At 60.0% G+C, this 26,364-nt stretch carries 25 protein-coding genes; 11 read left to right on the top strand and 14 right to left on the bottom strand.

What is annotated here, in order from left to right:
* Nucleotides 1-9: 9 nt before the first annotated feature.
* Complete coding sequence (locus HGP16_RS05310; RefSeq protein WP_015339877.1) at nt 10-348, bottom strand: P-II family nitrogen regulator; 339 nt, start codon at nt 346-348, stop codon at nt 10-12.
* A 348-nt stretch (nt 349-696) separates the two neighbouring features.
* Between HGP16_RS05310 and HGP16_RS05305 the strand changes: the two genes are divergently transcribed.
* Entirely contained in the window at nt 697-2,172 is a 1,476-nt protein-coding gene (locus tag HGP16_RS05305) for an NAD(P)H-hydrate dehydratase (RefSeq protein WP_168838960.1), read from the top strand.
* A 3-nt stretch (nt 2,173-2,175) separates the two neighbouring features.
* On the opposite strand, the gene HGP16_RS05300 is transcribed toward HGP16_RS05305, so the two are convergent.
* Both HGP16_RS05300 and uvrA read right to left on the bottom strand, forming a co-directional pair.
* Nucleotides 2,176-2,982, bottom strand: coding sequence for a DUF72 domain-containing protein (locus HGP16_RS05300; protein ID WP_168838959.1), 807 nt, complete (start codon nt 2,980-2,982; stop codon nt 2,176-2,178).
* 32 nt (nt 2,983-3,014) lie between these two features.
* A complete protein-coding gene (uvrA, locus tag HGP16_RS05295; protein ID WP_168838958.1) occupies nt 3,015-5,936 on the bottom strand; it encodes an excinuclease ABC subunit UvrA in 2,922 nt (973 codons plus the stop codon).
* A gap of 270 nt (nt 5,937-6,206) precedes the next feature.
* On the opposite strand from uvrA, the gene HGP16_RS05290 reads away from it, so the two are divergent.
* A complete protein-coding gene (locus HGP16_RS05290) occupies nt 6,207-6,764 on the top strand; it encodes a single-stranded DNA-binding protein (RefSeq protein ID WP_168838957.1) in 558 nt (185 codons plus the stop codon).
* Nucleotides 6,765-6,836: 72 nt separating this feature from the next.
* Here the strand turns inward: HGP16_RS05290 and HGP16_RS05285 are convergent, their stop codons facing one another.
* Entirely contained in the window at nt 6,837-7,469 is a 633-nt protein-coding gene (locus HGP16_RS05285) for a MarC family protein (RefSeq protein ID WP_168838956.1), read from the bottom strand.
* Nucleotides 7,470-7,693: 224 nt separating this feature from the next.
* On the opposite strand from HGP16_RS05285, the gene gyrA reads away from it, so the two are divergent.
* Nucleotides 7,694-10,489 carry a DNA gyrase subunit A gene (gyrA, locus tag HGP16_RS05280; protein ID WP_168838955.1) on the top strand — a complete coding sequence of 932 codons (2,796 nt, stop codon included), beginning with the start codon at nt 7,694-7,696 and terminating at the stop codon, nt 10,487-10,489.
* 142 nt (nt 10,490-10,631) lie between these two features.
* Here the strand turns inward: gyrA and HGP16_RS05275 are convergent, their stop codons facing one another.
* The 4 genes from HGP16_RS05275 to HGP16_RS05265 all read right to left on the bottom strand — a co-directional run bounded on the left by HGP16_RS05275 (nt 10,632) and on the right by HGP16_RS05265 (nt 12,374).
* The gene (locus tag HGP16_RS05275) at nt 10,632-11,522 is read right to left on the bottom strand and encodes an NAD(P)-dependent oxidoreductase (protein WP_168838954.1); all 891 of its coding nucleotides are present in this window, start codon (nt 11,520-11,522) and stop codon (nt 10,632-10,634) included.
* 202 nt (nt 11,523-11,724) lie between these two features.
* Nucleotides 11,725-11,859: a hypothetical protein gene (locus HGP16_RS34360; RefSeq protein ID WP_281023965.1), complete on the bottom strand. Its 135-nt coding sequence runs from the start codon at nt 11,857-11,859 to the stop codon at nt 11,725-11,727.
* Between the two features lie 40 nt (nt 11,860-11,899).
* Nucleotides 11,900-12,058 (bottom strand): hypothetical protein, encoded by a 159-nt coding sequence (locus tag HGP16_RS05270; RefSeq protein ID WP_168838953.1) that lies wholly within the window; start codon nt 12,056-12,058, stop codon nt 11,900-11,902.
* Between the two features lie 91 nt (nt 12,059-12,149).
* On the bottom strand, nt 12,150-12,374 hold the full coding sequence (locus HGP16_RS05265; RefSeq protein ID WP_246703230.1) for a hypothetical protein: 225 nt from the start codon (nt 12,372-12,374) through the stop codon (nt 12,150-12,152).
* Between the two features lie 201 nt (nt 12,375-12,575).
* Here HGP16_RS05265 and coaD point away from each other — a divergent pair, with 201 nt between their 5' ends.
* From coaD to HGP16_RS05230, 7 genes are all read left to right on the top strand, one after another.
* Complete coding sequence (coaD, locus tag HGP16_RS05260; protein WP_168838952.1) at nt 12,576-13,088, top strand: pantetheine-phosphate adenylyltransferase; 513 nt, start codon at nt 12,576-12,578, stop codon at nt 13,086-13,088.
* A gap of 28 nt (nt 13,089-13,116) precedes the next feature.
* Nucleotides 13,117-13,689: a peptidylprolyl isomerase gene (locus tag HGP16_RS05255; protein ID WP_168838951.1), complete on the top strand. Its 573-nt coding sequence runs from the start codon at nt 13,117-13,119 to the stop codon at nt 13,687-13,689.
* Between the two features lie 133 nt (nt 13,690-13,822).
* Complete coding sequence (locus HGP16_RS05250) at nt 13,823-14,332, top strand: peptidylprolyl isomerase (RefSeq protein ID WP_168838950.1); 510 nt, start codon at nt 13,823-13,825, stop codon at nt 14,330-14,332.
* Nucleotides 14,333-14,420: 88 nt separating this feature from the next.
* Nucleotides 14,421-15,506, top strand: a complete 1,086-nt coding sequence (gene queA, locus HGP16_RS05245) for a tRNA preQ1(34) S-adenosylmethionine ribosyltransferase-isomerase QueA (RefSeq protein WP_168838949.1) — start codon at nt 14,421-14,423, stop codon at nt 15,504-15,506.
* A gap of 6 nt (nt 15,507-15,512) precedes the next feature.
* Nucleotides 15,513-16,643, top strand: coding sequence for a tRNA guanosine(34) transglycosylase Tgt (gene tgt / locus HGP16_RS05240; protein WP_168838948.1), 1,131 nt, complete (start codon nt 15,513-15,515; stop codon nt 16,641-16,643).
* Nucleotides 16,644-16,880: 237 nt separating this feature from the next.
* Nucleotides 16,881-17,264, top strand: coding sequence for a VOC family protein (locus tag HGP16_RS05235; RefSeq protein WP_168838947.1), 384 nt, complete (start codon nt 16,881-16,883; stop codon nt 17,262-17,264).
* A 296-nt stretch (nt 17,265-17,560) separates the two neighbouring features.
* Nucleotides 17,561-18,451: a cell wall hydrolase gene (locus tag HGP16_RS05230; protein WP_168838946.1), complete on the top strand. Its 891-nt coding sequence runs from the start codon at nt 17,561-17,563 to the stop codon at nt 18,449-18,451.
* Nucleotides 18,452-18,528: 77 nt separating this feature from the next.
* On the opposite strand, the gene HGP16_RS05225 is transcribed toward HGP16_RS05230, so the two are convergent.
* From HGP16_RS05225 to HGP16_RS05200, 6 genes are all read right to left on the bottom strand, one after another.
* Nucleotides 18,529-18,951: a DUF4864 domain-containing protein gene (locus tag HGP16_RS05225; RefSeq protein ID WP_168838945.1), complete on the bottom strand. Its 423-nt coding sequence runs from the start codon at nt 18,949-18,951 to the stop codon at nt 18,529-18,531.
* Between the two features lie 57 nt (nt 18,952-19,008).
* Nucleotides 19,009-20,274, bottom strand: coding sequence for a beta-ketoacyl-ACP synthase II (fabF, locus tag HGP16_RS05220; protein WP_168838944.1), 1,266 nt, complete (start codon nt 20,272-20,274; stop codon nt 19,009-19,011).
* 17 nt (nt 20,275-20,291) lie between these two features.
* Nucleotides 20,292-20,798: a helix-turn-helix domain-containing protein gene (locus HGP16_RS05215; RefSeq protein WP_168839178.1), complete on the bottom strand. Its 507-nt coding sequence runs from the start codon at nt 20,796-20,798 to the stop codon at nt 20,292-20,294.
* A gap of 220 nt (nt 20,799-21,018) precedes the next feature.
* The gene (locus HGP16_RS05210; protein ID WP_168838943.1) at nt 21,019-21,609 is read right to left on the bottom strand and encodes an NADPH-dependent FMN reductase; all 591 of its coding nucleotides are present in this window, start codon (nt 21,607-21,609) and stop codon (nt 21,019-21,021) included.
* A 36-nt stretch (nt 21,610-21,645) separates the two neighbouring features.
* Nucleotides 21,646-23,547, bottom strand: a complete 1,902-nt coding sequence (locus HGP16_RS05205; protein WP_168838942.1) for an ABC transporter ATP-binding protein — start codon at nt 23,545-23,547, stop codon at nt 21,646-21,648.
* A 2-nt stretch (nt 23,548-23,549) separates the two neighbouring features.
* A complete protein-coding gene (locus HGP16_RS05200; protein WP_168838941.1) occupies nt 23,550-25,442 on the bottom strand; it encodes an ABC transporter ATP-binding protein in 1,893 nt (630 codons plus the stop codon).
* Between the two features lie 228 nt (nt 25,443-25,670).
* On the opposite strand from HGP16_RS05200, the gene HGP16_RS05195 reads away from it, so the two are divergent.
* Complete coding sequence (locus HGP16_RS05195; protein ID WP_168838940.1) at nt 25,671-26,327, top strand: dihydrofolate reductase family protein; 657 nt, start codon at nt 25,671-25,673, stop codon at nt 26,325-26,327.
* Nucleotides 26,328-26,364: the final 37 nt, after the last annotated feature.

Below are 26,364 nucleotides of genomic sequence, written 5' to 3'. Positions count from 1 at the left end.
CCGGGCGGATTAAATGGCGTCGATGCCCGTCTCGCCGGTGCGGATTCGAATGACTTCTTCCACGTTGGAAACGAAAATCTTTCCGTCGCCGATACGGCCTGTTTGCGCGGCCTTGCGTATGGCCTCGATCACCGCCTCCGCATTTTCGTCGGCCAATACAACTTCGACCTTCACCTTCGGCAGGAAGTCGACGACGTATTCGGCGCCACGGTAAAGCTCCGTGTGGCCCTTTTGACGACCGAAGCCCTTCGCTTCCGTGACGGTGATGCCCTGCAGGCCGACTTCCTGAAGGGCTTCCTTCACTTCGTCGAGCTTGAAGGGCTTAATGATCGCTTCGATCTTTTTCATGAGAAAATGTCTCTCCGCTTCTTCTGTTACAGCAGGACTACTCCCCGCTCGGCCAGCGTGATGCACGTATCATGCCAGTTGAGAACGAGCTGCCGTAGAAAATCCCGGCGAATTCGCACCGAGATGATGGATTGATGAGGATTTTTCGGAAAAATGGAAGCGCTTTCGCGCTGAAATGCATGGGATAAGCAAAATTTCGCAAAAAAGTGCGATGCGCGGTAGGTTTATCCTTCGGTAAAGCCTTGAATGCTATTGGTTATTTATTATGCAAATGCACATTTATCAGTCGATCGGCCTGTTGCAAAAGCGGTTGTTTTTGAGGCAGATTTCGCATCTATAATGGCTGCCATGATGTTGCCGCTAGCCGACCTGCTCCTCACACCCGACGATATGGCCGCTGTCGATAGCGCCGCTGCCGCGTCCGGCATCGATTCCTATGGGCTTATGGAAAGGGCGGGGCAGTCTGTCGCCGCCGTAGCACTTCGGCGCTTTCCCGAGGCGCATCGATATGTCGTGCTTTGCGGGCCGGGTAACAATGGCGGGGACGGGTATGTCGCAGCTCGCGCGCTGCAGCAGGCCGGCGCCGAAATACGGCTTTTCCATCTTGGCGATCCGCAACGGCTCAAGGGCGATGCAGCTCGCGCCTTTGCCGATTGTCCGGCCGGGGGCGAGGCGATCGGCGGCTATGTTCCGGAGGCTGGCGATGTGGTGATCGACGCCATCTTCGGCGCGGGGCTTTCCCGCTACGTTCCCGATGAGGTGGCCACCGTCATTGCGCGGGTCGCCGAAACGAAAGTTCCCGTCATCGCCGTCGATCTGCCGTCCGGCGTCGATGGTCGCAGCGGCCAGATCCTTGGTGCTGCCTTCCATGCTGCGCGTACGGTTACCTTCATGACGCGCAAGCCGGGCCACCTTCTTCTTCCCGGTCGCGACCTGTGCGGGGAGCTGGAGGTTTTCGACATCGGCATTCCCGCCCGCATCGTTCGCGCCCATGCCGATAATCTGATCGCCGAAAACACTCCCGCGCAGTGGCAGGCGAAAATACCGTCGGCGGGCGTCGACACGCACAAATACAAGCGCGGCCATCTCGTCGTCTTTTCAGGCGGGCCGAACGCGACGGGCGCCGCGCGCATGTCGGCCATGGCGGGGCTGAAGGCGGGGGCGGGGCTCGTCACCATCGCCTCGCCGCCCGAAGCGCTTGATGTCAATGCCGGTCTACTCACGGCAATCATGCTGCATGCGGTCAAGGACGAAGCCTCATTGCGGCAATGGCTTGGCGATCAGCGTCTCTCGACCTTCATTCTCGGACCGGGCTTCGGGGCCGGCGAGAAAGCCCGACTGTTTTCCCTCGCGCTCGCGGATCGCCATTTGGTGCTGGATGCGGACGGCATCACTTCATTTCGCGACGAGCCGCAACGGTTGTTCGATGCTTTTGCCGAAGGACCGACACGATTGGTGCTGACGCCGCATGAAGGGGAGTTTGCACGGCTCTTTCCCGATATTGCCGCGGATGAAGCCTTGAGCAAGGTCGACAAGGCGAGGGCGGCCGCAGCGAGAGCCCACGCCGCCATCATCTACAAGGGTGCCGATAGCGTGATTGCCGCACCCGACGGCAGGGCTCTGATCAATGCCAATGCGCCGCCCTGGCTTGCCACGGCCGGCTCCGGCGATGTGCTGGCCGGCATCGTCGGCGGCCTGATGGCGCAGGGCGCCCCCGCTTTCGAAGCGGCGGCTGCCGGCGTCTGGCTGCATGGCCTTGCGGGCCGGCACGCGGGCAAAGGGCTGACGGCCGAAGATCTCGTCGCGGCCGTCAAACCGCTGTAAGAGCTATTTCGCGACTTCTTCCTGCAATGCAATTGCGCCTGGAGGCGCATTCACCTTGCCCTCATGGATCATGAAGGCAAAGACATCGCGCGGCTCGGCTTTGACTTTGCGTTTTGCATCGATCAGCGGCAGATCGTCCGGCACCTTTCCCTCGGCCCAGGTTTTCAGGCGATCGGCCCAGGTTTTCAAATCCTTCGGCGGATAGCAGGTCTTGATATCGTCCGATCCCTTCTGCAGGCGGGCATAGACGAAATCCGCCGTAACATCGGCGATCATCGGATAGTCGAAATGCTCGGCGCAAACAGGCGCCACATTATATTTCTCAAGCAGGGCGATGAAGTCAGGCACCTTGAAGGAATCGTGCCGGACTTCGACGACATGCTTCAGCCCAAGACCATCCTGCTTCGATGGCAGCAGCTTCAGAAAAGCCTCGAAATCATCCGGGTCGAATTTCTTCGTCGGCGCGAATTGCCAAAGCAGCGGCCCCAGATGATCGCCGAGCTCGCTGATGCCGGATTCCAGGAAACGCTGCATCGACTCGCCCGCTTCGGCAAGCACGCGACGGTTGGTCACGAAGCGGGTTGCCTTCAGGGAAAAGATAAAGCCATCGGGAACATCCGCCGCCCATCTGGCGAAGACCTCGGGCTTTTGTGTGCTGTAATAGGTGCCGTTGACCTCGATCACCTTCAGCTGGCGGCTGGCGTAGTTCAGCTCGTCCTTCTGCTTCAGCGTATCGGGATAAAAGGTCCCGCGCCATGGTTCGAAAGTCCAGCCGCCAATGCCTATGCGGATTTCGCCCGCTTTGGTCATTCTCTCCTCCTTGGACGTTCAGTCGGGTGAATTCACTCCGCTGCCGCAACCTTCTTCATCGGACGTCTCTCCAGCAGCTCCTTCAGGAACTGCCCCGTATAGGAGCGCTTTTCGTTGACGATCGCTTCCGGCGTTCCCACAGCAACGATCTCGCCGCCGCCATCGCCGCCTTCCGGACCGAAATCAAGGATCCAGTCGGCCGTCTTGATGACTTCGAGATTGTGCTCGATGACCACGACCGAATTGCCCTGGTTGACCAGCTCGTGCAGCATTTCCAGAAGCTTGGCGACATCGTGGAAATGCAGCCCGGTGGTCGGTTCATCGAGAATGTAGAGCGTGCGGCCCGTCGATCGCTTCGACAATTCCTTGGCTAGCTTGACGCGCTGCGCCTCGCCACCCGAAAGCGTATTGGCCTGCTGTCCCACTTTGATATAGCCGAGGCCGACATCCTTGAGGCTCTGCAGCTTGTCGCGCACGGCGGGGACGGCCGCGAAGAAGTCGACGCCTTCCTCGACCGTCATGTCAAGCACATCGGCGATCGACTTGGTCTTGAAGGTGACGTCGAGGGTTTCGCGATTGTAGCGCTTGCCATGGCAGACGTCGCAGGTGACGTAGACATCGGGCAGGAAGTGCATCTCGATCTTGATGACGCCGTCGCCCTGGCAAGCCTCGCAGCGGCCGCCCTTGACGTTGAAGGAGAAGCGGCCAGGCTGATAGCCGCGCGCCTTGGCTTCCGGCAATCCGGCAAACCAGTCGCGGATCGGCGTGAAGGCGCCGGTATAGGTCGCCGGGTTCGAGCGCGGGGTGCGACCGATCGGCGACTGATCGATGTCGATCACCTTGTCGATATGCTCGAAACCGTCGATGCGGTCGTGATCGGCCGGGATTTCGCGGGCGCCCATAACGCGCCGCGCAGCCGACTTGTAAAGCGTCTCGATCAGGAAGGTGGACTTGCCGCCGCCGGAAACGCCCGTAACGGCCGTGAAAACGCCGAGCGGGATAGAAGCCGTGACATTCTTGAGGTTATTGCCCCTTGCGCCGACGACCTTGATTTCCTTGCCCTTCTTGGGTTTGCGGCGCTCGTCCGGAACCGGCACCCCAAGTTCGCCGGAGAGATATTTACCGGTCAGTGACTTCGGGTTCGCCATGATATCCTGCGGCGTGCCATGCGCCACCACCTGGCCGCCATGCACGCCCGCCGCTGGACCGATATCGACGACATCATCGGCCGTCAGGATCGCATCCTCGTCATGTTCGACGACGATGACGGTGTTGCCGATGTCCCGCAGGTGCTTCAGCGTCTCCAGAAGACGGGCATTGTCGCGCTGATGCAGGCCGATGGATGGCTCGTCGAGAACGTAGAGAACGCCCGTCAGCCCCGAGCCGATCTGCGATGCCAGCCGGATGCGCTGGCTCTCGCCGCCCGAAAGCGTGCCTGAATTGCGCGACAGGCTGAGATATTCAAGGCCGACATCGTTGAGGAAGCGCAGGCGATCACGGATTTCCTTGAGGATGCGGACCGCAATCTCGTTCTGCTTGTCGGTAAAGGTCTCCGGCAACGCCTCGAACCAGTCGCGGGCGATGCGGATGGACATTTCCGCGACCTGGCTGATGTGCAGCTTGTTGATCTTGACCGCCAGAGCCTCCGGCTTCAGGCGATAACCGTTGCAGGCCGGGCAGGGGGCGGCCGACATGAAGCGTTCGATTTCCTCGCGCGCCCAGGCGGAATCCGTTTCCTTCCAGCGCCGCGCTAGGTTCGGCACGATGCCTTCGAAATTCTTGTGCGTGGTGTAGGAGCGCGCGCCATCGGCATAATGGAATTCGATCTTGTCTTCCGTGCCGTTCAGGATCACGTCCTTGGCTTTATCGGACAGCTCGTTCCACCGATTGCCGAGCTTGAAGCCGTAATGCTTGCCGAGCGCTTCCAGCGTCTGGTTGTAATAGGGCGAAGTCGACTTGGCCCAGGGAGCGACGGCGCCGTCGCGAAGCGTGCGTTCCGGCTCCGGCACGATCAGTTCCGGATCGATCTTCTGCTGCGAGCCGAGGCCGTCGCAGGATGGGCAGGCACCGAAGGGATTGTTGAACGAGAACAAGCGCGGCTCGATCTCCGGAATGGTGAAGCCGGAAACCGGGCAGGCGAATTTCTCCGAGAACAATACGCGCTCGTGCGTCTCGTTCAGCGACTTGTTGGCCGAACCGCCGGCGGCGGTTTCCTCCGGCGGCAACGGCTTGTCGGCGAATTCCGCAACCGCGAGGCCGTCGGCGAGCCGCAAAGAGGTCTCGAAGCTGTCGGCCAGTCGAGCCGCCATATCGGGCCGGACAACGATACGGTCGACGACCACGTCGATGTCGTGCTTGTATTTCTTGTCGAGCACCGGCACATCGGCGATTTCATAGAACTGGCCGTCGACCTTGACGCGCTGGAAGCCCTTTTTCATGAGCTCCGCCAGTTCCTTCTTGTATTCGCCCTTACGCCCACGCACGAGCGGCGCCAGAATGTAGAGCCTGGTCCCTTCCTCATAGGCGAGTACGCGGTCTACCATCTGGCTGACCGTCTGGCTCTCGATCGGCAGGCCCGTCACGGGCGAATAGGGAACGCCGACCCTGGCAAACAGCAGACGCATATAGTCATAGATCTCGGTGACCGTGCCGACCGTCGAGCGCGGATTGCGCGACGTGGTCTTCTGCTCGATCGAAATTGCTGGCGAGAGGCCGTCGATCTGATCGACATCCGGCTTCTGCATCATTTCGAGGAACTGGCGCGCATAAGCCGAAAGGCTTTCGACATAACGGCGCTGTCCCTCGGCATAGATGGTATCGAAGGCAAGCGACGACTTGCCGGAGCCGGAAAGGCCGGTCATGACGATCAGCTTGTTGCGGGGCAGGTCGAGATCGATGCCCTTGAGATTGTGCTCGCGCGCACCACGTATGGAAATAGTCTTCAGTTCGCTCATCGTCGATGCAGGTCCTTTGGAGTCTGCCTTTATTTAGTGATGTCAGCCCGCGAGTCGAGGCTGAAATGAAGGGTGGAGCCGGGTTTTCGATTCCGTTGACAAGATCATAGAGACAAATTAGAACAAATAAAGAACAAAATTATTGCGGCGAATTCTTTGTGGATGAACCGAGCTGGGAAGGCCGCATAAATAGCACCTGACGCCTGCTATGGGTTAAGGTGCTCGGATAGAATTTCAAAGCCGTCGATGGGCGGCAAGCAGGGTGGTATCATGGCCGGTAGTGTGAACAAGGTAATTCTAATTGGAAATCTCGGGGCTGACCCGGAAATCCGCCGCACGCAGGACGGTCGCCCGATCGCCAACCTCAACATCGCCACGTCGGAAACCTGGCGCGACCGCAATTCCGGCGAGCGCAAGGAAAAGACGGAATGGCACCGCGTCGTCATCTTCAATGAAGGCCTCTGCAAGGTCGCGGAACAGTATTTGAAGAAGGGCGCCAAGGTCTATATCGAAGGCGCGCTGCAAACCCGCAAGTGGCAGGATCAGAACGGCCAGGATAAATACTCGACCGAAATCGTGCTGCAGGGCTTCAATTCGACCCTGACGATGCTCGATGGCCGTGGTGAAGGCGGCGGCTCGGAAGGCGGCAGCCGTGGCGGACGCGGCGGCGGTGACTTTGGCGGTGGCGATTACGGCGGCGGTGACGATTATGGCCAGCCTTCTTCGCAGGGCTCCTCTCGCGGCGGCGGTGGTGGCAGTCGTGGTGGTAGTAACCAGGGCGGCGGCGGTAATTTCTCGCGCGATCTGGATGATGACATCCCGTTCTGAGGCCGGCCTACGCAATCGGATTTTGAAAGGCCCGCCTTCTTGGTGGGCTTTTTTCATGGAAGGGGGCCGGCTTTATGAAAGGGTCAGTGCCGCCCGAGCGCCGTCAACGACGAATTGTGCGGCAAGCGCCGCCAAGATGACGCCGAGCAGGCGGGTCAGGATGGCGCGGCCAGTCGCGCCGAGCATGCGGTCCAGCCTGTCGGAAATGGCCAATGCGGCAAAGACCAGGCAGAGATTGGCGGCAATGACGCCGATCAGCTGTGCCCGGTCCAGCATCGTCTGCAGGGAGCCTGCGAGCAGGATCGTGGCCGAGATCGCACCCGGACCGGCAATCAGAGGCAGGGCGAGGGGAAAAACTGCGATATTGCGGATATGATCCTTGGTGATAGCAACTTCCGTCGTTTTCTCTTTCCTGTCCTGCCGCCGCTCGAACACCATCTCGAAGGCGATCCAGAAGAGCAGCAGGCCGCCGGCGATGCGGAAGGCGCCGATCGAAATGCCGAGCACGCCGAGGACGCTTGCTCCGAACAGGGCGAAGGCTGCCAGAATGAAGAAGGCGATCAGCGAGCCGCGAAGCGCCACCTGCTTGCGCTCGGAGCGGTTCATGCCCGCCGTAAGTCCGATGAAGAGCGGCGCGAGCCCAGGCGGATCGACAGTGACAAGCAGAGTCGTGAAGGCATTGATCAGCGTATCCGCGCTCGCCATATAGTCCCCGGAGCTTGTTCTATCGTTGTTATCGGACATTGTTATGCGAGGAATGGGCTTTCGCAAAGGGCCATGCGCCGGTGTCGGCGGGTTTCGCCATGGAAATGTTCGATTCCATGGCTTAAAGGGGCAAAACCTGTTCAAAAACACCGGCCAAAATTGGCGCTCGCCAGGCCTTTCGGCTATAAATTTCGCAGTGATTCTAAAAGAGATCGTGATCTGTTTTGACTGAGCAAACACCACCCGGCGGCGGGAAGCTCCCGCCAGGCATCGAACCGATTTCCATCATGGAGGAAATGCAGCGGTCGTATCTCGATTACGCCATGAGCGTGATCGTCAGCCGCGCGCTTCCCGACGTTCGCGACGGTCTCAAGCCCGTTCATCGGCGCATCCTCTATGCGGCCCATCAGAGCGGCTATCACTGGAACCGCAAATATGTGAAGTCGGCCCGCCCCGTCGCCGACGTCATGGGTAGTTACCACCCGCACGGCGACTCCTCGATCTATGATGCCTTGGTCCGCATGGCTCAGGATTGGTCGATGCGCGTGCCGCTCATCGACGGGCAGGGTAATTTCGGTTCCATCGACGGCGATCCGCCGGCGGCGATGCGTTATACGGAATCGCGCCTGGCGAAGGTCGCCCACGAGCTTCTCGAGGATATCGACAAGGAAACGGTCGATTTCCAGGAAAACTACGACGCAACGACGGAAGAGCCGAAGGTTCTGCCGGCGCGCTTCCCGAACCTGCTGGTCAACGGCTCCGGCGGCATTGCCGTCGGCATGGCGACCAACATTCCGCCGCACAACCTCTCCGAAGTGATCGACGGCTGTATCGCCCTCATCGACAATCCGGCCATCGAACTGGCTGACATCATGCAGATCATCCCCGGTCCGGATTTCCCGACCGGCGCGAAGATTCTCGGCCGCGCCGGCATCCGTTCCGCCTATGAGACGGGCCGCGGCTCCGTCGTCATGCGCGGTGTCGCGACGATCGAGCCGATGCGCGGCGATCGCGAGCAGATCATCATCACCGAGATCCCCTTCCAGGTGAACAAGGCGTCGATGATCGAGAAGATGGCCGAACTGGTGCGCGACAAGCGCATCGAGGGCATCTCCGACCTGCGCGACGAATCCGACCGTCAGGGCTATCGCGTCGTCGTCGAGCTGAAGCGCGATGCCAATGCCGATGTTATCCTCAATCAGCTTTATCGCTACACGCCGCTGCAGACCTCCTTCGGCTGCAACATGGTGGCGCTGAACGGCGGCAAGCCCGAGCAGATGAACCTGATGGACATGCTGCGCGCCTTCGTGGCGTTCCGCGAGGAGGTCATCAGCCGCCGCACCAAATATCTGCTGCGCAAGGCGCGCGATCGCGCTCACGTCTTGGTCGGCCTGGCGATTGCCGTCGCCAATATCGACGAAGTCATCCGCGTCATCCGCCAGGCGCCCGATCCGCAATCAGCCCGCGAAGAGCTGATGACGCGCCGCTGGAACGCCGCGGATGTCGAGTCCCTTATCCGGCTAATCGATGACCCTCGTCACCGTATCAACGAAGACGGCACCTACAACCTCTCGGAAGAGCAGGCCCGCGCCATTCTCGAACTGCGTCTGGCACGTCTGACCGCTCTCGGTCGCGATGAAATCGATGAAGAGCTCAATCAGATCGGCGTCGAGATCAAGGACTATCTCGATATTCTCTCTTCGCGCGTCCGCATCCAAACCATCGTAAAAGACGAGCTTTCTGCTGTTCGCGAAGAGTTCGGAACGCCGCGCCGCACCGAGATCGTCGATGGCGGTCTCGAAATGGATGACGAGGATCTGATTGCCCGCGAGGACATGGTCGTCACCGTTTCCCATCTCGGCTACATCAAACGCGTGCCGCTGACCACCTATCGCGCGCAGCGCCGCGGCGGCAAGGGCCGCTCGGGCATGACGACCCGCGACGAAGATTTCGTTACGCGTCTATTCGTTCTCAATACGCATACGCCCGTTCTGTTCTTCTCGTCGCGCGGCATCGTCTACAAGGAAAAGGTCTGGCGTCTGCCGATCGGCACGCCGACTTCGCGTGGCAAGGCGCTGATCAACATGCTGCCGCTTGAGCCGGGAGAGCGTATCACCACGATCATGCCTCTGCCCGAGGATGAGGACAGCTGGGATAATCTCGACGTGATGTTCACGACGACGCGCGGAACCGTGCGCCGCAACAAGCTGTCGGATTTCGTGCAGGTGAACCGCAACGGCAAGATCGCCATGAAGCTCGAGGAGGAGGGCGATGAAATCCTCTCCGTCGAGACCTGCACCGAACGCGACGACGTGCTGATGACGACGGCGCTCGGCCAGTGCATCCGTTTCTCGGTTTCGGACGTGCGCGTCTTTGCCGGCCGTAACTCCATCGGCGTGCGCGGCATCAGCCTTGCATCCGGAGACCGCATCATCTCGATGACGATCGTCCGTCACGTGGATGCGGAACCTTGGGAACGTGCGGCCTATCTCAAGCGCTCCGTCAACGAACGTCGCTCCGCAACGGGAGACGACGAGGAAATCGCTCTGGTCGGTGAAGAAGTCACCGAAGAGGGACAGCTCAGCGACGAGCGTTACGAAGAACTCAAGGCGTTCGAGCAGTTCGTTCTGACGGTCTCGGAAAAGGGCTTCGGCAAGCGTTCGTCTTCGTATGATTTCCGTATCTCCGGCCGCGGCGGCAAGGGTATCCGCGCCACCGATACGTCGAAGACGGGCGAGATCGGCGAACTCGTTGCCGCCTTCCCGGTCGAAGATGGCGATCAGATCATGCTCGTCTCGGATGGCGGCCAGCTGATCCGCGTCCCTGTCGGCGGCATCCGCGTCGCCAGCCGCGCCACCAAGGGCGTCACCATCTTCTCCACCGCCAAGGATGAGAAGGTCGTATCCGTCGAGCGCATCAGCGAGCCGGAAGGCGAAGATGACGCGACGGTCGAGGATGACGCCGTAGCCGGTGAGGCAGAGGATGCCGGCGGCGACGTCGAGGGTGGCGGCGAAGAATAGGACTGCGCTGCAACCCGGTCGGAAAGCTGTAGGCTGACCGATCTGCTTGAAATGGAAGTTTTTCAATCGCATGAGCTTGGCAACAGGCTCATGCGATTATTTTTGGAGCGTAAGCTTGCTTGGCGGAAGATCGCAATAGGATCTATTCGGATTGTTTATTGTTTTGGGAGAGGGGCGGCAGAACTTCCAGGCTTTCCCGATCCAGCTGTGCGAGAACCTCGTCATAGCCGAAACGGAAATGCCATCCGAGGACCGTGCCCGCGGATTTCGCGGCATAGACGCGATCGATGCTTTGCGGCAGCGGCCAGTTTCGTTGCGCAAATTTTGCGGCAAGACCCGGAGCGCGCAATTGGATGACGGAAGCTGCATCGGCGGCGAGCGCTTCACAATCTTCCGGCTTGAACAGCGTGCCGGCGGAAATGATATGCCGTTGAAAATCCCTGCCGCCATTCGTCAGCGCCGCGACATGGGCATCCGCCACATCCCGGATATCGACGCCACGATGCAGCCGGTAGACGGCTATTACATTGGCTGGTTCCGGAAAGCTCCGAGACATGCGTAAAACGCGCACCTGCAAATCCGGGCCGGCCATATCGGCCAAAACTCGTTCGGCTTCCAGTTTCGTGCGGTGATAGATGCTTTTCGGTTGTGGCGCCGTGTCTTCGTCGATCCATGTGCATCGGCCGGGAGCGGCTGCGTGGCCATAGAGCGCAGTCGTGCTGGTAAACACCACTCGTTTGACGCCGGCTGCCAAGGATGCTTCCGCCAGGAAGCGCGTTCCTTCCACATTGATGCGGCGAAACTCGTCATCGGAGATCGTGCCGACATGTGGAGCGTGCAGGGCCGCGCAATGGATAATCGCGTCCGCCTCCTTCAGCGCCTGGCGCAGCAGCATCGCATCGGTAAAATCGCCAACGAGATGTGTCGTCAAAAACGGTGAACGGTCGATCCCTACGATCGAGTGTTTTGTCGCCAGCGCATTGAAGATCGCCCGGCCAAGCCGGCCTGAACTGCCTGTCAGAACAATGCGCATGTCGCTCCCCTGATGAACTGACCGATCATGGCACGATTGTAGCGATTGCCGCGCTTCTTGTTGCAAGATCAGGCGCTTGCAGAGTGGCGGCAGGATGCGAGGGCAGGTGTATCGGCAATAAAAAACCGGACGCTGGCGGGGTAGCGTCCGGTTCATGGTCCATCCGAGCATCTGGCGGGGAGAGGATGCTCGGTACGCGGAATTAGAGCGTCTTGTGACGCTTATGCAGTCTCTTGCTCTCTTCGCTCTCGCGATGGAGCGCCGAAATGGTGGATGCGACAGACACGATAAACATGATGCTGATGAAAAGTGTAAGCAGCGTCAAAATTGTGAACATGATCGCTCCCTCCTTTAGTGGAACTAGCGTTCAGATCCCTTTAGTATTGGCTCGAGGCAACGAAGGGACGAGCCGAAGCAAAGGGACCGTAGACCTTCGACTGGTCGGGTTTCTGATCGTAAAGCGCAACGGTTGCCGCGAGCATTCCCGAAATCATGGCCATCCAAACAACGTTAATGAGGGTGATCTTGTCGGGCATACTCTTGTTCCTTCTTGCCGCAATATGCGAACTGAGTTTCGGACTGTTAACGCGGCGTTTCCGAAATGGTTCCGCCGATGTTGAGGGCTATCTAGCAATGCGCGCCTGAAGCGACCTTGAATGCCGTGTTCATCTGGCGTTCAGATTCGCGATGCGTTTTGCGCATGGCAGTGGCGATTTTTTGGGCAAAATCGATGTCTTTGCCGTTTTCAAAGGCGGAATCCCATTCGATCTCATAGTTGTCGGCGAAAAGGTGAACGAGATATTCGACGAAAAATGAACCGACGATGGCGCCTGCGATGATGAAGACGAGCATGGCATGATTTCCCTGAGGCGGAGATCAGCGAGCCAGTGAACCAGGCCCGTTTCGATGTTGAAGCCAGTAAAGCATTGCCGAGCTGAAACGGGCTTGAACGTCGCATTCATCCGGCATTCACAGGCGGTCCCTGGGTTGCAAATGACTTGCGATGCGGCCTCATCCATGACAAAAGGCGTCAAAACAACGAGCCGGCTTGGTATGACGACAGCCTTTTATCCCGGATCCTTCGACCCGATGACCAACGGACATCTGGATGTCCTCGTGCAGGCGTTGAACGTCGCCTCGAATGTGATCGTCGCGATCGGCGTTCACCCCGGCAAGAAGCCGCTCTTCTCCTTCGAAGAGCGGGCGGAACTGATCCGCAGATCGCTCTCCGAGGCTCTGCCGCAGAAGGCGGATGCCATTTCCGTCGTCGCCTTCGACAATCTGGTCGTTGATGCCGCCCGCATTCATGGCGCTACCTTGCTGGTGCGCGGTCTGCGCGATGGCACCGACCTCGACTATGAAATGCAGATGGCCGGCATGAACCGGCAGATGGCGCCGGATATCCAGACGCTGTTTCTGCCGGCAGGTACGGCCTCGCGGCCCATAACCGCCACATTGGTGCGGCAGATCGCATCCATGGGCGGCGATGTCAGCGCCTTCGTGCCGTCAGCGGTTCTGGAAGCCCTGACCGACAAACTCAAAGATACGGCCAGCGTCAAAAACTGAGCCCAATTCATTTCCGAACGGAGCATCCATGAAACTCTTTCATATCGCATTGGCAGGCGCTTTGAGCCTTGCCGCCTTCGCAGGTAGCGCAATCTCGGCTGCGGCCGCCGATCTCCTGACGATCCAGCTCAAGGACGGTCCGGTCGTTATCCAGTTGATGCCCGAAGTTGCTCCGAAGCATGTCGCGCAGATCGAAGCGCTGGCAAAGAAGGGTGCTTACGACAACGTCGTCTTCCACCGCGTCATCGATGGTTTCATGGCCCAGACCGGTGACGTCCAGTACGGCAATGCAACGAAGGGCTATGATCCCAACAAGGCTGGCACCGGCGGTTCCGACCTGCCGAATCTTCCGGCCGAATTCTCCAAGGTTCCGTTCCAGCGCGGCACCGTCGGCATGGCGCGCGCGCAGGATCCGAACTCGGCCAATTCGCAGTTCTTCATCATGTTCGCCAATGGCGATTTCCTGAATGGCCAGTATACGGTCGTCGGCAAGGTCGTCTCCGGCATGGAGCTTGTCGACAAGATCAAGCGTGGCGAAGGCCAGAACGGCGAAGTGAGCAATCCGGACAAGATGGTCAAGGTCACCGTCACCAAGAAGTAATTTCACAGGCATGATCCCAAAAAGTGCGATGCGGTTTTTGGACAAGATCATGCCGAGACCAGCGACATGATCCCGAAGGCACGATGCTGCTTCGGGATCATGTGCAATCAAGAAGAGAGAAGAGGAAACGAACATGGCTGAGATCAAGGATCCAGAAAACACCCTCATCCTGGAAACCACCAAGGGCCAGGTTGTCATTCAGCTTCTGCCGCAGGTCGCTCCCGAGCATGTTGCCCGCGTCAAGGAACTCGCGCGCGAGAAGGCCTATGACGGCGTCGTCTTCCATCGCGTCATCGATGGCTTCATGGCGCAGACCGGCGACGTGCAGTTCGGCAAGCAGGGTAGCGAAACCTTCAATCCCGGCCGCGCCGGCATGGGCGGCTCCTCCAAGCCGGATCTGAAGGCGGAATTTTCGGCGACTTCGCATATACGCGGCACCTGCTCCATGGCACGCTCTCAGAACCCGAACTCGGCCAACTCGCAGTTCTTCATCTGCTTTGCCGACGCTCCGTGGCTGAACAAGCAGTACTCCGTCTGGGGTCAGGTCATCTCCGGCATGGAATTCGTCGACCAGATCAAGCGCGGCGAGCCGGTGAAGGATCCGGATTCGATCGTATCCGCGCGGGTTGCCGCCGACGTTTGATCGTGATTATTCCTGAAACCCGCCTCTTGCGCTTCTGGCGTGAGGGGCGGGTTTCGCTTTGCCTGAACGAACTGCCTGGACCAATTGAATGCGTGTTGACCTTTTCGATTTCGATCTGCCGGAGGAGCGTATCGCGCTCAGGCCCGTCGAGCCGCGCGATAGCGCGCGCCTGCTCGTCGTCGATCCGAACGATGGCTCGAATACGCTGAGCGACCATCAGGTGCGGGATTTCCCGTCTTTCCTGCGTCCCGGCGACGCCGTGGTTTTCAACGATACCAAGGTGATACCGGCGCAGCTTGAAGGCATTCGTCATCGCGAGGGCGCGCCCGGCCAACAGGTTTCGGCAACCCTGCATATGCGCGCCGCACCCGATCGCTGGAAGGCCTTTGCCAGGCCGGGAAAGCGCATCAAGATCGGTGACCGTATTCAGTTCGGTCACGGCGAAAATGTCTGTGCGCTCGGTTCGCTCGACGCGACTGTCGAGGAAAAGGGCGAGGGCGGCGAGATCACCCTGCGGTTCGATCTGTCCGGTCCGTCGCTGGACGAGGCGATCGCCGCGGTCGGTCACATTCCCCTGCCGCCCTACATTGCCGCCAAACGTCCGGAAGACGAGCGCGATCGCGCCGACTATCAGACAATCTACGCGCGGGAGGAGGGCGCCGTCGCGGCACCCACCGCCGGCCTGCATTTCACGCCATCCCTGTTTGCAGCGCTTGATGCCCTGGGTGTCGAGCGGCATTTCGTGACACTGCATGTCGGCGCCGGCACCTTCCTGCCTGTTAAGGCCGATGATACCGAAGACCACAAGATGCATTTCGAGATCGGCTATGTCGATGCCGAAACCGCCGCCACGCTCAATGCCGTCAAGGCGAGGGGCGGGCGCATCGTCTGCGTCGGAACCACATCGCTAAGACTGATCGAAAGTGCCGCCGCCGATGATGGCACCATCCAGCCCTGGCAGGGCGCCACCGGCATCTTCATCACGCCCGGCTACCGCTTCAAGGCCGTGGATATGCTGATGACCAATTTTCACCTGCCGCGCTCGACCCTGTTCATGCTCGTATCGGCGTTTGCCGGCCTCGATACGATGCGCGCGGCCTATACCCATGCTATCGAGACGGGCTATCGCTTCTATTCCTATGGCGATGGCAGCCTGCTCTACCGGAAAGACTAGAACGAGATGAGCGAGAGCTTTCAGTTTCAATTGAAAAAGACCGACGGCGGCGCGCGCCTCGGCGAAGTCTCCATGCCGCGCGGCACGATCCGCACGCCGGCCTTCATGCCCGTCGGCACGGTCGGTACCGTCAAGGCCATGTATCTCGACCAGGTGCGCGAGACGGGCGCCGATATCATTCTCGGCAATACCTATCATCTGATGCTGCGCCCGACGGCCGAGCGCGTCGCCCGCCTCGGCGGCCTGCACCAGCTGATCCGCTGGCCGCATCCGATCCTCACCGATTCCGGCGGTTTCCAGGTGATGTCGCTGTCCGGTCTGCGGAAATTGGACGAGCAGGGCGTCACCTTCAAATCGCATGTCGACGGCAGCCTGCATCACATGTCGCCGGAGCGATCGATCGAGATCCAGGGATTGCTCGGTTCCGACATCCAGATGCAGCTCGACGAGTGTGTTGCCTTGCCGGCGACGCCGAAGGAAATCGAGCGCGCCATGGAGATGTCGCTGCGCTGGGCCGAACGCTGCAAGGTGGCTTTCGGCAATCAGCCCGGCAAGGCGATGTTCGGTATCGTGCAGGGCGGCGACGTTCCGGAGCTTCGCGTCCGTTCCGCGCAGGCGCTGAGTGGCATGGACCTCAAGGGCTATGCCATCGGCGGCCTTGCCGTCGGCGAGCCACAGGAAGTCATGCTGCGCATGCTGGAGATCACGCTTCCCGAACTGCCGACGGAGAAGCCGCGTTATCTGATGGGGGTCGGCACGCCGGACGATATCCTGAAGTCGGTCGCCCTCGGCATCGACATGTTCGATTGCGTGATGCCGACCCGCTCGGGCCGTCACGGTTTGGCCTTCACCCGTCGCGGCAAGGTGAATATCCGCAACGCCCGCCATGCCGAAGATATGCGCCCGCTCGACGAGCAGTCCAGCTGCCCGGCCTCGCGCGATTATTCCCGAGCCTATCTGCATCATCTCGTCCGTGCGAACGAGGCGCTCGGCGGCATGCTGCTCTCCTGGCACAATCTCGCTTACTACCAGGAACTGATGAAGGGCATCCGTCAGGCGATCGCCGAAGGCCGTTTCGCCGACTTCATGGCCGAAACGATGGAGAACTGGGCGAGGGGCGATCTCGAGCCGGTTTGACAGCCGGTTGAGCTCGCTCCCGGCCTGCTTCGCTTGTCTGCAAGGCGATTTCACGCTATCGGGAATCGTCGAAAAAGGCAGGGTCGTTTTCGGTAAGCCCGACCCCTTCCATTCGGAAGCTCTGCTCCACGCCATCGGCGTGAGAACCCACGACGCGGAACTTGGTCATTCTGGCCGAGTGTCCTGCGTTGACGTGGGTGTTTGACCTGTCTCCGCGGGAAACCCTATGGAGCTGTCATGAGATTGAACCACCTCGATTTGCATGTGCCCGATGTGGCCTCGACCCGGGACTTTCTTGTTACCGCATTCGGCTTGACCGAAGTCGAGACGCGCGGGGCCAATGGTCTCGCCATCCTGCGCGATGATGCCGGCCTTGAGCTGGTCATCAGCCGTCCCGGCGAGAAATTCGGAGGCGCCGATACGGTTACGGTCGGCCGCAATACCTATCATATCGGCTTCATTCTGCCGTCCCGCGAGGCGGTCGACGCGCAGTATGAAAGGGTCAAGGCGGCGGGCCACGAGATCTGGCAGCCGCCGGCTGCGATCCGTGGCGGATGGCTATTCTACTGCTTCGCGCCGGGGCGAATCCTCATCGAGGTCGGATGGCGGCCAAGCGGTTAATCGGCGTGGTAAATCCTTTATTATCGATTGATTGCTATGTTTAAGGCATATCGTTTTGAACTGGCTGGAACAGGCTTGCCGTGGGCAATTTCTGTCTCCAGTCGTGTTTCATAATGGGCTTTTCGACAATAAAGCATTGGGAAAAATAGCGAATCGGAATAAACGGTCCTTCCGCCATTGATGCATCTCATTGGCCGATTTGATTGCGTGAGGCTTGGAATTTCAAAAAAATCCGGCTAAAACGCATTCTCTTGATCGATAAGGGCTGTACTACCGAAAATAGGAGGCACTTGCCGTTGAGGGCGCAACGCAAATTCGGGGCATGTCTTTCAGGGCTATTGGTTGTCGGTCTGGCGGCCACCAGCTGTACGACAACGCAGAAGACGACCCACACCCCCAGCAATACCACCAAGCCCATTCGTGGCGCGAAAGTGACCTATAATTACACGATAAAGGACAAGGACTGTCTCGAACGTGCAATGTACTTCGAGTCGGAACGCTCCGATCCCAGCGGTTATATGGCCGTTGGCACGGTCGTGATGAACAGACTGACCTCGGGGGCCTATCCGCCCACGATCTGCGGAGTGGTTTCCCAGGAAAGGCAGTTCGCGCCGGGCGTGATGACCAGGGAAGTCAAGGGCCAGGCGAAGTCGGATCTTGATGTCGCTGCGGCCGCGATCCTGCGTGGCGAACGGCATCCCCAGGTGAAGGACGCAATGTTCTTCCATACCGAAGGCTTGAGATTCCCCTACGACAACATGCATTATGTCGCTTATGCCGGCGGCAACGCATTTTATGAGAAGCGTGGTCGGGATGGCGAGCTGCAGACGCCCGCGCCGCTTCCGGCCTATGAGGTTGCGATGAATTATGTGCCCACGCAGGGCGCGCCGCAATCTCCGTTCGTGCTGCCGGAAACGCAGCCGGCGCAACAGGCTTCGTCCGTTATGGCCTTCACGCCGGTCTCGAACCCGATGGTGACTATGCCGCAGAGTGCCGTTGTCATCCCGGCCGCGGTTCCGATCCCGACACCGGCACCCACGACGATGGCGATTTCCGGCCCGCTTTCGAACGACGACAGCGCGATGACGAATACGCCGATGCCCGCATCGACAGTCGTCATTCCGCAGCCGCGCCCGGAATTCGACGGCAACACGTCGGCAGGAAATTCACCTAGAATTCGCGGCTAGTAAGACCTGGCCCGAGTCTTCCAGTAGCGCGTCTCTTTTTAAGAGGCGCGCTGTTTTCGCTTGGGCGGAGCTATTGCTCAGATGCCCTCGCTCGTCGCTTTCGAAAGAATCTGCACGCCGTTGATCTTGTAGCTGCCGTCGGGCTGGCGGGTTATCTGGTAGATCGCCGTCCAATCCCTGTGGTCCGTGCCGGTAATAAGGACTTCCTGATAGACGACCGCGCCGCTGTCGATCGCACGGCTCTTGCCGAAGGCATAGTTGCCGGGATGATAGACCGGCTGGTAGCTCTTCTTCACCATGGCGAAGAAGCTGTCCTTATCCGGAAAAAGTGCCTTAATGCCGGGCGCTGCGAAGGAATAAGCCGTCGCCGCGTCATCATGCAGAAAAGCTTCGATCTGTTGTTCGATGAGGCTCTGTGCCGCCTGCACCGGATCTTCCGCGCGAGCGGCCGTTGCAAAGACGATGCAGCAGAGAAAAGCGGCTATGGAAAAAGCGCGCATGTTCGACCCCAGCCATAAGGGGAGAGCATAGCGCGCTTTGATATCAAGCAGAAGCGGTTACTGCCAGCGGCGGAAGAGGGCGCTGGCATTGACGCCGCCAAAGCCGAAACCGTTGGAGATCGCGTATTCCATGGCCATGGGCCGTGCAGTGCCGCCGACAATATCGATACCCTGCGCCGCGGGATCCGGATCCTGCAGATTGCGGGTCGGCGGAGCGATCTGATCGCGCAGCGCCATGATGGTGAAGATCGCCTCCATGCCGCCGGCGGCACCCAAAAGATGGCCGGTTGCGGCCTTCGTGCCGCTGACCGCGATCGCACCATCGCGTCCGAAGACGGTCTTGATCGCTTCCATTTCGCCACGGTCGCCGACCTGGGTCGATGTCGCATGCGCGTTCAGGTGCTTGACCTCGGCCGGTGAAATCCGGGCCTGGGAAAGGGCGGCAAACATGGCTCGGCGCGCGCCATCGCCGTCTTCCGGCCCGGCGGTCATGTGATAGGCATCGGCGGCGGTACCATAACCGACGAGCTCGGCAAGCGGCGTCGCGCCGCGCGCAAGTGCGTGGTCCAATGTCTCGATGACAAGCATGCCGGCGCCTTCGCCCATGACGAAGCCGTCACGGCCATTGTCGAAGGGACGGGACGCTTCCTCCGGCCGATTGCTGAATCCCGTCGAGAGTGCGCGCGCTGCGGCAAAGCCGCCGAGGCTTACCTTGTCGATACATGCCTCGGCGCCGCCACAGATGGCGACATCGGCCTCTCCTGCTCGGATGAGCCGCGCCGCATCGCCGATCGCCTGGACGCTGGCGGCACAGGCCGTAACCGGTGCGCCGAGCGGTCCCTTATATCCATAGCGGATGCTGACCTGGCCAGCGGCGAGATTGACGAGGAAAGAGGGGATGGTGAAGGGTGAAAGGCGCCGGACGCCTTTTGTTTCAGCGGTGCGCACGGCATCGGCGATAGCGGGAAAGCCGCCGACGCCCGATGCGATGACCGTCGCCGTCCGCTCGAGAGCGCCGACCTCAGCCGGTTGCCAGCCGGCTTGAAGGATCGCTTCCTCGGCCGCCGCCATCGCGAAAAGGATGAAGCGATCCATCTTTTTCTGGTCCTTGACAGGCACGTAGCGGTCGACATCGAAGCCGGCTTCGGGATCTTCCGCGATGTCTGGAACGACGCCACCGATCTTGGCGGCAAGATCGCCCACCATCTCCTCAGGCAGCAGCCTGAGGCCGGAACGCCCCTCGACCAGCCGTTTCCAGCTTGCATTGACACCCACGCCCAAGGGCGAAACCAGCCCCATGCCGGTGACGACGATACGATCCATGTCTTGCTCCTATTGTGTCAGGCGTCGAAGCCTAGAAACCATGCCTTCATCTGGGCGATGCGATCATGAACGGCGTCGTCGGCCGCAGGCCCGGGCACGAGCATCGTGTCTTCGGGCCGAAAGGCGCGACCGGTGACGCGGTCGATGAGAAGAGGGTCGCGATCTTCGCCGGTATTGGCGTCGACGAGGCGCATCGCGACTTCTTCCTGAGGCAAATGCTGATTGCCCCAGGTGAAGAGCGCCATCAGTACGGGGAAGAAATCCCGACCCTTGTCGGTCAGCACATATTCGTAGCGCGGCGGTCGCTCTTTGTAGAGCCGCCGCTCGAACAGGCCTTCGTCGGTCAGATGCTTAAGCCGTCGTGTCAGGATGTTCGGCGCAACCCCAAGATTCTTCTGGAACTCGTCGAACCGGCTCAACCCCTGCAGCGCATCCCGCAGGATCAGGATGCTCCACCAGTCGCCAACGCTTTCGAGCGCACGGGCGGCGGGGCATTTGAAGGTGCTGAAGCTGGTTCTTTGCATGGGCAGGGCAGATAGCATGAGTAACTAGCATTATGCAAGTTGGTATCGTGGACCTATGTCTGCGCGAAGCGCGCAACTCAATCTGCTGGTGTGAGATCCAGTTACGTTTTTGAGGAATTAGGAATGAAGGAGATACAACAACTGCATCGCCTTGGAGCGGCAAAGCTTCGGCGAAGAAGACGAGAGACCCAGCGGCTATCCGCAGACAACCACAGGACTCTCAATAGGGAGGTGACTTGCGGGCGCGCTGCTGTTTCGCTGCTTCGGTCCACCAGGCGAGATCGTCGGCAAAACGGGGAAATGCTCTTGCAAGGGCATCGCCTCCGCTCCCAATAGGTTTGCCGTCAACGTCCAATGCGGCGGATATATTGGCGACGGCAAGGGTGCTCGAGATAACGACCATTCCCAGCTCGGAAAGGGTGCCATGCCAGGAGACCGCTGCGCGCGCGCCGGAAAGGCGGCCGCCGGAGTAGCTGGCAATTGCCGCCGGGCGCCAAAACCACTCCTCAAGGTAGTGATCAGTCAGGTTTTTCAGGCCGGGTTGCATGCCCCAATTATATTCGCCGGTGACGAAAACGAAGGCATCGGCCGCCCGAATTTTCTCGGCAAGCCTCTCCATTGCCGAGGGCGCGGAACCTTTGGGGTATTCCTTGTACATCCGATCCAGCATTGGCAAGCCAACCGCTTTGGCGTCGATGAGCTCCACATCGTTTCCGCGCCGACGCAGGCTGGTTACGAGATAATTCGCAAGACGGATGCCGACGCGATCCGATCGGTAGGAACCGTAGAGAACCAGAATACTGTCGGTCATCGTTGATTATGCCCTCACAGTTTTGTGCGACGTGCTCTAGGTCTGTGACTCCACAGGCACCGAAGTGGAGGCTTCTTCCTCCGGAATATCGTCGAACGACGCATAATTGAGGTTGTAGAGCTTCGAGTAAAGCTTGCCGTTTGCCATCAGCTGATTGTGGTTGCCGCTTTCAAGCAACTGACCGTTTTGCAGCACGATGATGCGATCGGCTTCGCGGATGGTCGCCAGACGATGGGCGATGACAAGGCCCGTGCGGCCCTCGAGGAGCTTCACCAATGCCTTCTGGATCAGCATTTCGGTGTAGCTGTCGATATTCGCTGTTGCTTCGTCGAGCACGAGGATCTTGGCATCCGCGACGAGAGCGCGGGCGAAGCTGACGAGCTGGCGCTGACCAAGCGAGAGACCGCCGCCGCGCTCGCCGAGAACGGCGTCGTAGCCATCGGGCAGGCGCATGATGAATTCATGCGCGCCGACGGCCTTGGCGGCTTCGATCACCTCTTCGCGCGTCGCCTCCATTTTGTTGTAGCGGATGTTCTCCAGCACCGTGCCGGTGAAGAGGAATGGCTCCTGCAGCACCATGGCGATCTGCCGGCCGAGCGAATCCTGGGTGAGGGAGCGTACGTCGTGACCGCCGACCAGCACCTGGCCCTGCTGCACGTCGTAGAAGCGATGGATGAGCGCCATCGAGCTCGACTTGCCCGAACCTGTGGGACCGATCAGCGCTACGGTTTCGCCGGGATTGACCCGGAAGCTGACATTCTTCAGCACGGGATGCTTGGGATTATAGCCGAAGACGACGTCTCGGAATTCGACCGAGCCATCCATGTCTCGTGAAAGTTCGATGGCGTCGGGCGCATCCTTGATGTCGATCGGAACGTCGAGCACTTCGGTCAGGCGTTGACCGGACGCCATGGCGCGCTGCATGACCGAATATTGCATGGTGAGCGAGCGGATGGGGTCGAAGAATCGCTGAATGTAGAACAGGAAGGCGACCATGATGCCGACATCGAGCTTATGGTTCAGAACCATGGAGCCGCCGACGATGATGACGATCGCCATCGCCATGCCGGTCAGCGTGTCGACGATCGGCACCATGACTTGTGCATAGCGCGCCGCCGTCAGATGCGTCTGGAGATTGGCATGGGCCTTGTCGTCAAAAAGGGAGAAATTGACGCCTTGCCGATGCATGCCCTGAACAGCGCGCACGCCATGGATTGCTTCCGCCAGCGCGCCGTTGGTGACGGAGTTGGTCTCATGCGCGTTCATAAAGGCGACGCGCGCCTTCGGCAGCCAGAACAACCGGACGATGAACAGGATCGGCATGACGGAAAGCGTCAGCAGGCCGAGCCGAAAATCGAGCGACAGCATGACGATGACGATGCCGAAAAGCAGGGCTATGTCACCGACGGAAAGCACTGACGTTTCAAGGAATTCCTGCATGGAGTTAACGTCGCCCTGCAAGCGCGACATCAAACGTCCGACTTCCGTCTTGTCCATGAAGGACAGCGAGACCCGCTGCAGATGAGCAAACATCGCACGGCGTATGTCGAACAGGACTTCTTCCGCGACCTGGCCGACAAAGGTCTCCTGCACATAGCTCGCGCCGTAATTGACGAGGATCGCCGCGGCGAAGATCGCAAGCGCCACCCAGAGCGCCGAGTAGTCCATGGCGCCAGGCGCCATCGCGTTGTCGATCGCATGGCGGATGACGAGCGGTATGACGATCTGCGAGCCGGTAAAGAGCAGAACGGCCGCGACCGAAATATAGATCTGACGGCGATAGGGGCCGACGAAGGCCCATATGCGGCGGATGATCTTGCTGTCGAAGACCTTGCCGAAGATCTCCTCTTCGACGCGGTGGGAGCCGACCACGGCACGGGGAGGGCGGCGACCATCCTCGCGCACGTCGTTGCGCTCGGTTTCGGTGATTTCCGACATTGTCAAACCTCCCTCTTCGCCCTTTCGAGCACGCCGCTGCTGGATGTCCTGATGACGTCGTCCTGCGGGCGAACCTGCAGATCGTAGAGCGCCTTGTACCGCCCTCCAGCGGCCAGAAGCTGCTCATGGGTGCCTCGCTCGACGATCTCGCCGTCCTCGATGAACAGGATCTGGTCGGCATGCATCAGCGAGCTCAGCCTATGGGCAACGATCAATGTCACGCGGTCGCGCGCGAAGCGCTTCATGGCGCTGCGGATGCGCTGCTCCGTTGCGGCGTCGATCGCCGCTGTGGAATCGTCGAACACCATCACGGCCGGTTTCAGCATCAATGTGCGGGCAATCGTCAGGCGCTGGCGCTGGCCGCCGGATAGCGATACGCCGCGCTCGCCGACAACAGTGCCGTAGCCGCCTGGCAGGCCGAGAATGTAATTATGCAGCTGCGCGGACTCGGCGGCGCGCTCGACGCGGGTCTCCTTCGCCCAAGGGTCGCCATAGGCGATATTGTTCTCGATGCTCGTCGTGAACAGGAACGAATCCTGCTGTACGACAGCCACGTTCTGCCGCAACGATTGCAGTGTCGCCTCGCGGATATCCTGGCCGTCCAGCGTGATCTGCCCCGCCGTGACATCGTAGAAGCGCGGAATGAGATGGGCGATGGTGGATTTGCCGCTGCCGGGCGGGCCGACGATGCCGATCGTCTCGCCACGCTTCGCCTCGAAACAGATATTCTTCAGCACCGGCCGCGTTTCCGAGCCGGGATAGCTGAAGTCGACATTCTCGAAGCGCAGCGTACCGTCCGTCACGACAAGCGGCTTGGCATCCGGAGCATCCTTGATAGGAATATCGAGATCCAGCAGTGCAAACAGTCGCGATCCGCATGTCGATGCGCGCGCAAAGGCATTCACCATCAGGCCGAGCTGGCGCACCGGCATCTGCAGAATGGTCATGAAGGTCAGGAACGAAGCGAGCGTGCCGACGCTGATCTCGCCCGCAATGACCTTGAGACCACCCAGCCAAAGCACGAGCCCCATCGACACGAAGAAGGAGAGGTTCATGGCGCTGGTATTGATGACGCGGATGCCGACGCGCTTATGGGCGAGAGAAAGCGCGTTGTGCGAGGCGCCGTCGAACTTCATGAGTTCGTGCGCGTGCGCGGCAAAGGCACGGACGACGCGGATGCCGCCGAGATTTTCCTCCATCACGCGCGTCAGCACCGAGAGCCGTTCCTGCAGGTCGAGCCATGTCGAGCGTAACCGCAATTGCGTAACCGAGGAGCGCCACGCGACGAAGGGCACGAAGCTCAGGGCCAGCAAGCCGAGCGCCACATCGGTCGACAGCAGCATGTAGGCGCCGACGCCGATCAGCATGGTCAGCAGCAGCATGCGCACCAGTGCGGTGGAGAAATACATGCGCACGCCTTCCAGATCGAGCAGGCCGACGGTGATGAGATCGCCGGAATGAACCTTGTCATGGAAGCTGAAGGAGAGCTGCTGGATCTTCTCGTAACAGGCGAGCCTTAGCTCATATCCCATATGATGGCCGACGGACTCGCTGTAATAGTTCTGCACCATCGTGAACAGGCCGCGCAGGATGCTGACGACGAGCAGGAGCAGGGCGGTCGTCATCAAAGCATTTTCGGCGATCTGGCCGGCGGCACCGCCGGCGAACGCTGTCTGTGTCTGATCGACCGCGCGACCGAGCAGGCGCGGAATCGTCAGCTGCAACGTTGCAGCTACGAATGTTGCCCCTATGGCGAAGCTCGTCTGCCATGGGTGGCGCAGCGTCATATGGGTGATGCGAACGATCGTCGACAGGCCTTGGCCCCAACCGACCGCGTTGATATGCGCGCGCGAGGCCAATGGCCGCGCCGCGCTTCTTGATGAATCGCTGCTCACGCTTTTATCCAGGCATGTTTAAACGAGGCTGGCCCGCAGACGGGTTCGTATCTCAGAGGAAGTATTGATAGGATGAATTTTGCCGATTCCGTGGCGACGTTCAAGAGTCGATTGGTCACAAGTCCCACGCGAACGTTAGATTGCGTGTTCAAAAAATAATCGATGACATGTCGGGATCGAAACCGGCGAGACGTCCTTCGGGCACCAACCCAGAACAAGGAGGAAATCATGCGCAAGGTCATCGCAGCCACATTCATCAGCCTTGACGGAGTCATGCAGGCACCCGGCGGTCCGGATGAGGATCCAACCGGCGGTTTCGTGCATGGCGGCTGGGTATTCCCTTACTCCGATGAAGAAACTTTCAAGACACTCTTCGAAGTGTTCGAAAAGCCGTTCGATCTGCTGCTCGGACGCAAGACCTATGACATTTTCGCCGCCTATTGGCCTTATATCGACAACGACAATCCGATCGCCGCTAAATTCAACAGCGTTACCAAATATGTCGCGACGCACGGCGATGTCAGGCTGAAATGGAACAAGAGCCAGTCCCTTGGCAAGGATGTCGTGGCGGCGATCGAGGAGCTGAAAGCGGGCGAGGGGCCGGATCTCCTCATTCAGGGCAGCGGCGACTTCATTCAGACCCTGCTGCGCCACGGACTGATCGACGAATTCAACCTGATGATCTTTCCGCTCGTGCTGGGCGGCGGCAAGAAGCTGTTTGCCGGCGGGGCGGTTCCCACGGCGATGAAGCTGCTGCGCACACAGTCGTCTCCGACCGGTGTCATCTTTGCGACTTACCAGCCGGACGGGCCGGTGAAGACAGGCTCCTTCGTCGGGCCGGATCCGTCCGAAGAAGAGATCGAGCCCCGCAAGAGGCTGGAATAGCTGATCCGACCATGGCGGGCGTTTGACGGACGCCCGC

Origin of the sequence: Rhizobium sp. P40RR-XXII, from assembly GCF_012641405.1 — a bacterium.
Taxonomy (GTDB): Bacteria; Pseudomonadota; Alphaproteobacteria; order Rhizobiales; family Rhizobiaceae; genus Rhizobium.
Note: the sequence above shows the minus strand (reverse complement) of the source record. Positions and strands in the feature narration are given on the sequence as shown.

Bases quoted from the DNA above. Each gene is read 5' to 3' on its own strand.
- HGP16_RS05310 (WP_015339877.1), bottom strand. From the start codon at position 348: ATGAAAAAGATCGAAGCGATCATTAAGCCCTTCAAGCTCGACGAAGTG.
- HGP16_RS05305 (WP_168838960.1), top strand. From the start codon at position 697: ATGATGTTGCCGCTAGCCGACCTGCTCCTCACACCCGACGATATGGCC.
- HGP16_RS05300 (WP_168838959.1), bottom strand. From the start codon at position 2,982: ATGACCAAAGCGGGCGAAATCCGCATAGGCATTGGCGGCTGGACTTTC.
- uvrA (WP_168838958.1), bottom strand. From the start codon at position 5,936: ATGAGCGAACTGAAGACTATTTCCATACGTGGTGCGCGCGAGCACAAT.
- HGP16_RS05290 (WP_168838957.1), top strand. From the start codon at position 6,207: ATGGCCGGTAGTGTGAACAAGGTAATTCTAATTGGAAATCTCGGGGCT.
- HGP16_RS05285 (WP_168838956.1), bottom strand. From the start codon at position 7,469: ATGGCGAGCGCGGATACGCTGATCAATGCCTTCACGACTCTGCTTGTC.
- HGP16_RS05275 (WP_168838954.1), bottom strand. From the start codon at position 11,522: ATGCGCATTGTTCTGACAGGCAGTTCAGGCCGGCTTGGCCGGGCGATC.
- HGP16_RS34360 (WP_281023965.1), bottom strand. From the start codon at position 11,859: ATGTTCACAATTTTGACGCTGCTTACACTTTTCATCAGCATCATGTTT.
- HGP16_RS05270 (WP_168838953.1), bottom strand. From the start codon at position 12,058: ATGCCCGACAAGATCACCCTCATTAACGTTGTTTGGATGGCCATGATT.
- HGP16_RS05265 (WP_246703230.1), bottom strand. From the start codon at position 12,374: ATGCTCGTCTTCATCATCGCAGGCGCCATCGTCGGTTCATTTTTCGTC.
- coaD (WP_168838952.1), top strand. From the start codon at position 12,576: ATGACGACAGCCTTTTATCCCGGATCCTTCGACCCGATGACCAACGGA.
- HGP16_RS05255 (WP_168838951.1), top strand. From the start codon at position 13,117: ATGAAACTCTTTCATATCGCATTGGCAGGCGCTTTGAGCCTTGCCGCC.
- HGP16_RS05250 (WP_168838950.1), top strand. From the start codon at position 13,823: ATGGCTGAGATCAAGGATCCAGAAAACACCCTCATCCTGGAAACCACC.
- queA (WP_168838949.1), top strand. From the start codon at position 14,421: ATGCGTGTTGACCTTTTCGATTTCGATCTGCCGGAGGAGCGTATCGCG.
- tgt (WP_168838948.1), top strand. From the start codon at position 15,513: ATGAGCGAGAGCTTTCAGTTTCAATTGAAAAAGACCGACGGCGGCGCG.
- HGP16_RS05235 (WP_168838947.1), top strand. From the start codon at position 16,881: ATGAGATTGAACCACCTCGATTTGCATGTGCCCGATGTGGCCTCGACC.
- HGP16_RS05225 (WP_168838945.1), bottom strand. From the start codon at position 18,951: ATGCGCGCTTTTTCCATAGCCGCTTTTCTCTGCTGCATCGTCTTTGCA.
- fabF (WP_168838944.1), bottom strand. From the start codon at position 20,274: ATGGATCGTATCGTCGTCACCGGCATGGGGCTGGTTTCGCCCTTGGGC.
- HGP16_RS05215 (WP_168839178.1), bottom strand. From the start codon at position 20,798: ATGCAAAGAACCAGCTTCAGCACCTTCAAATGCCCCGCCGCCCGTGCG.
- HGP16_RS05210 (WP_168838943.1), bottom strand. From the start codon at position 21,609: ATGACCGACAGTATTCTGGTTCTCTACGGTTCCTACCGATCGGATCGC.
- HGP16_RS05205 (WP_168838942.1), bottom strand. From the start codon at position 23,547: ATGTCGGAAATCACCGAAACCGAGCGCAACGACGTGCGCGAGGATGGT.
- HGP16_RS05195 (WP_168838940.1), top strand. From the start codon at position 25,671: ATGCGCAAGGTCATCGCAGCCACATTCATCAGCCTTGACGGAGTCATG.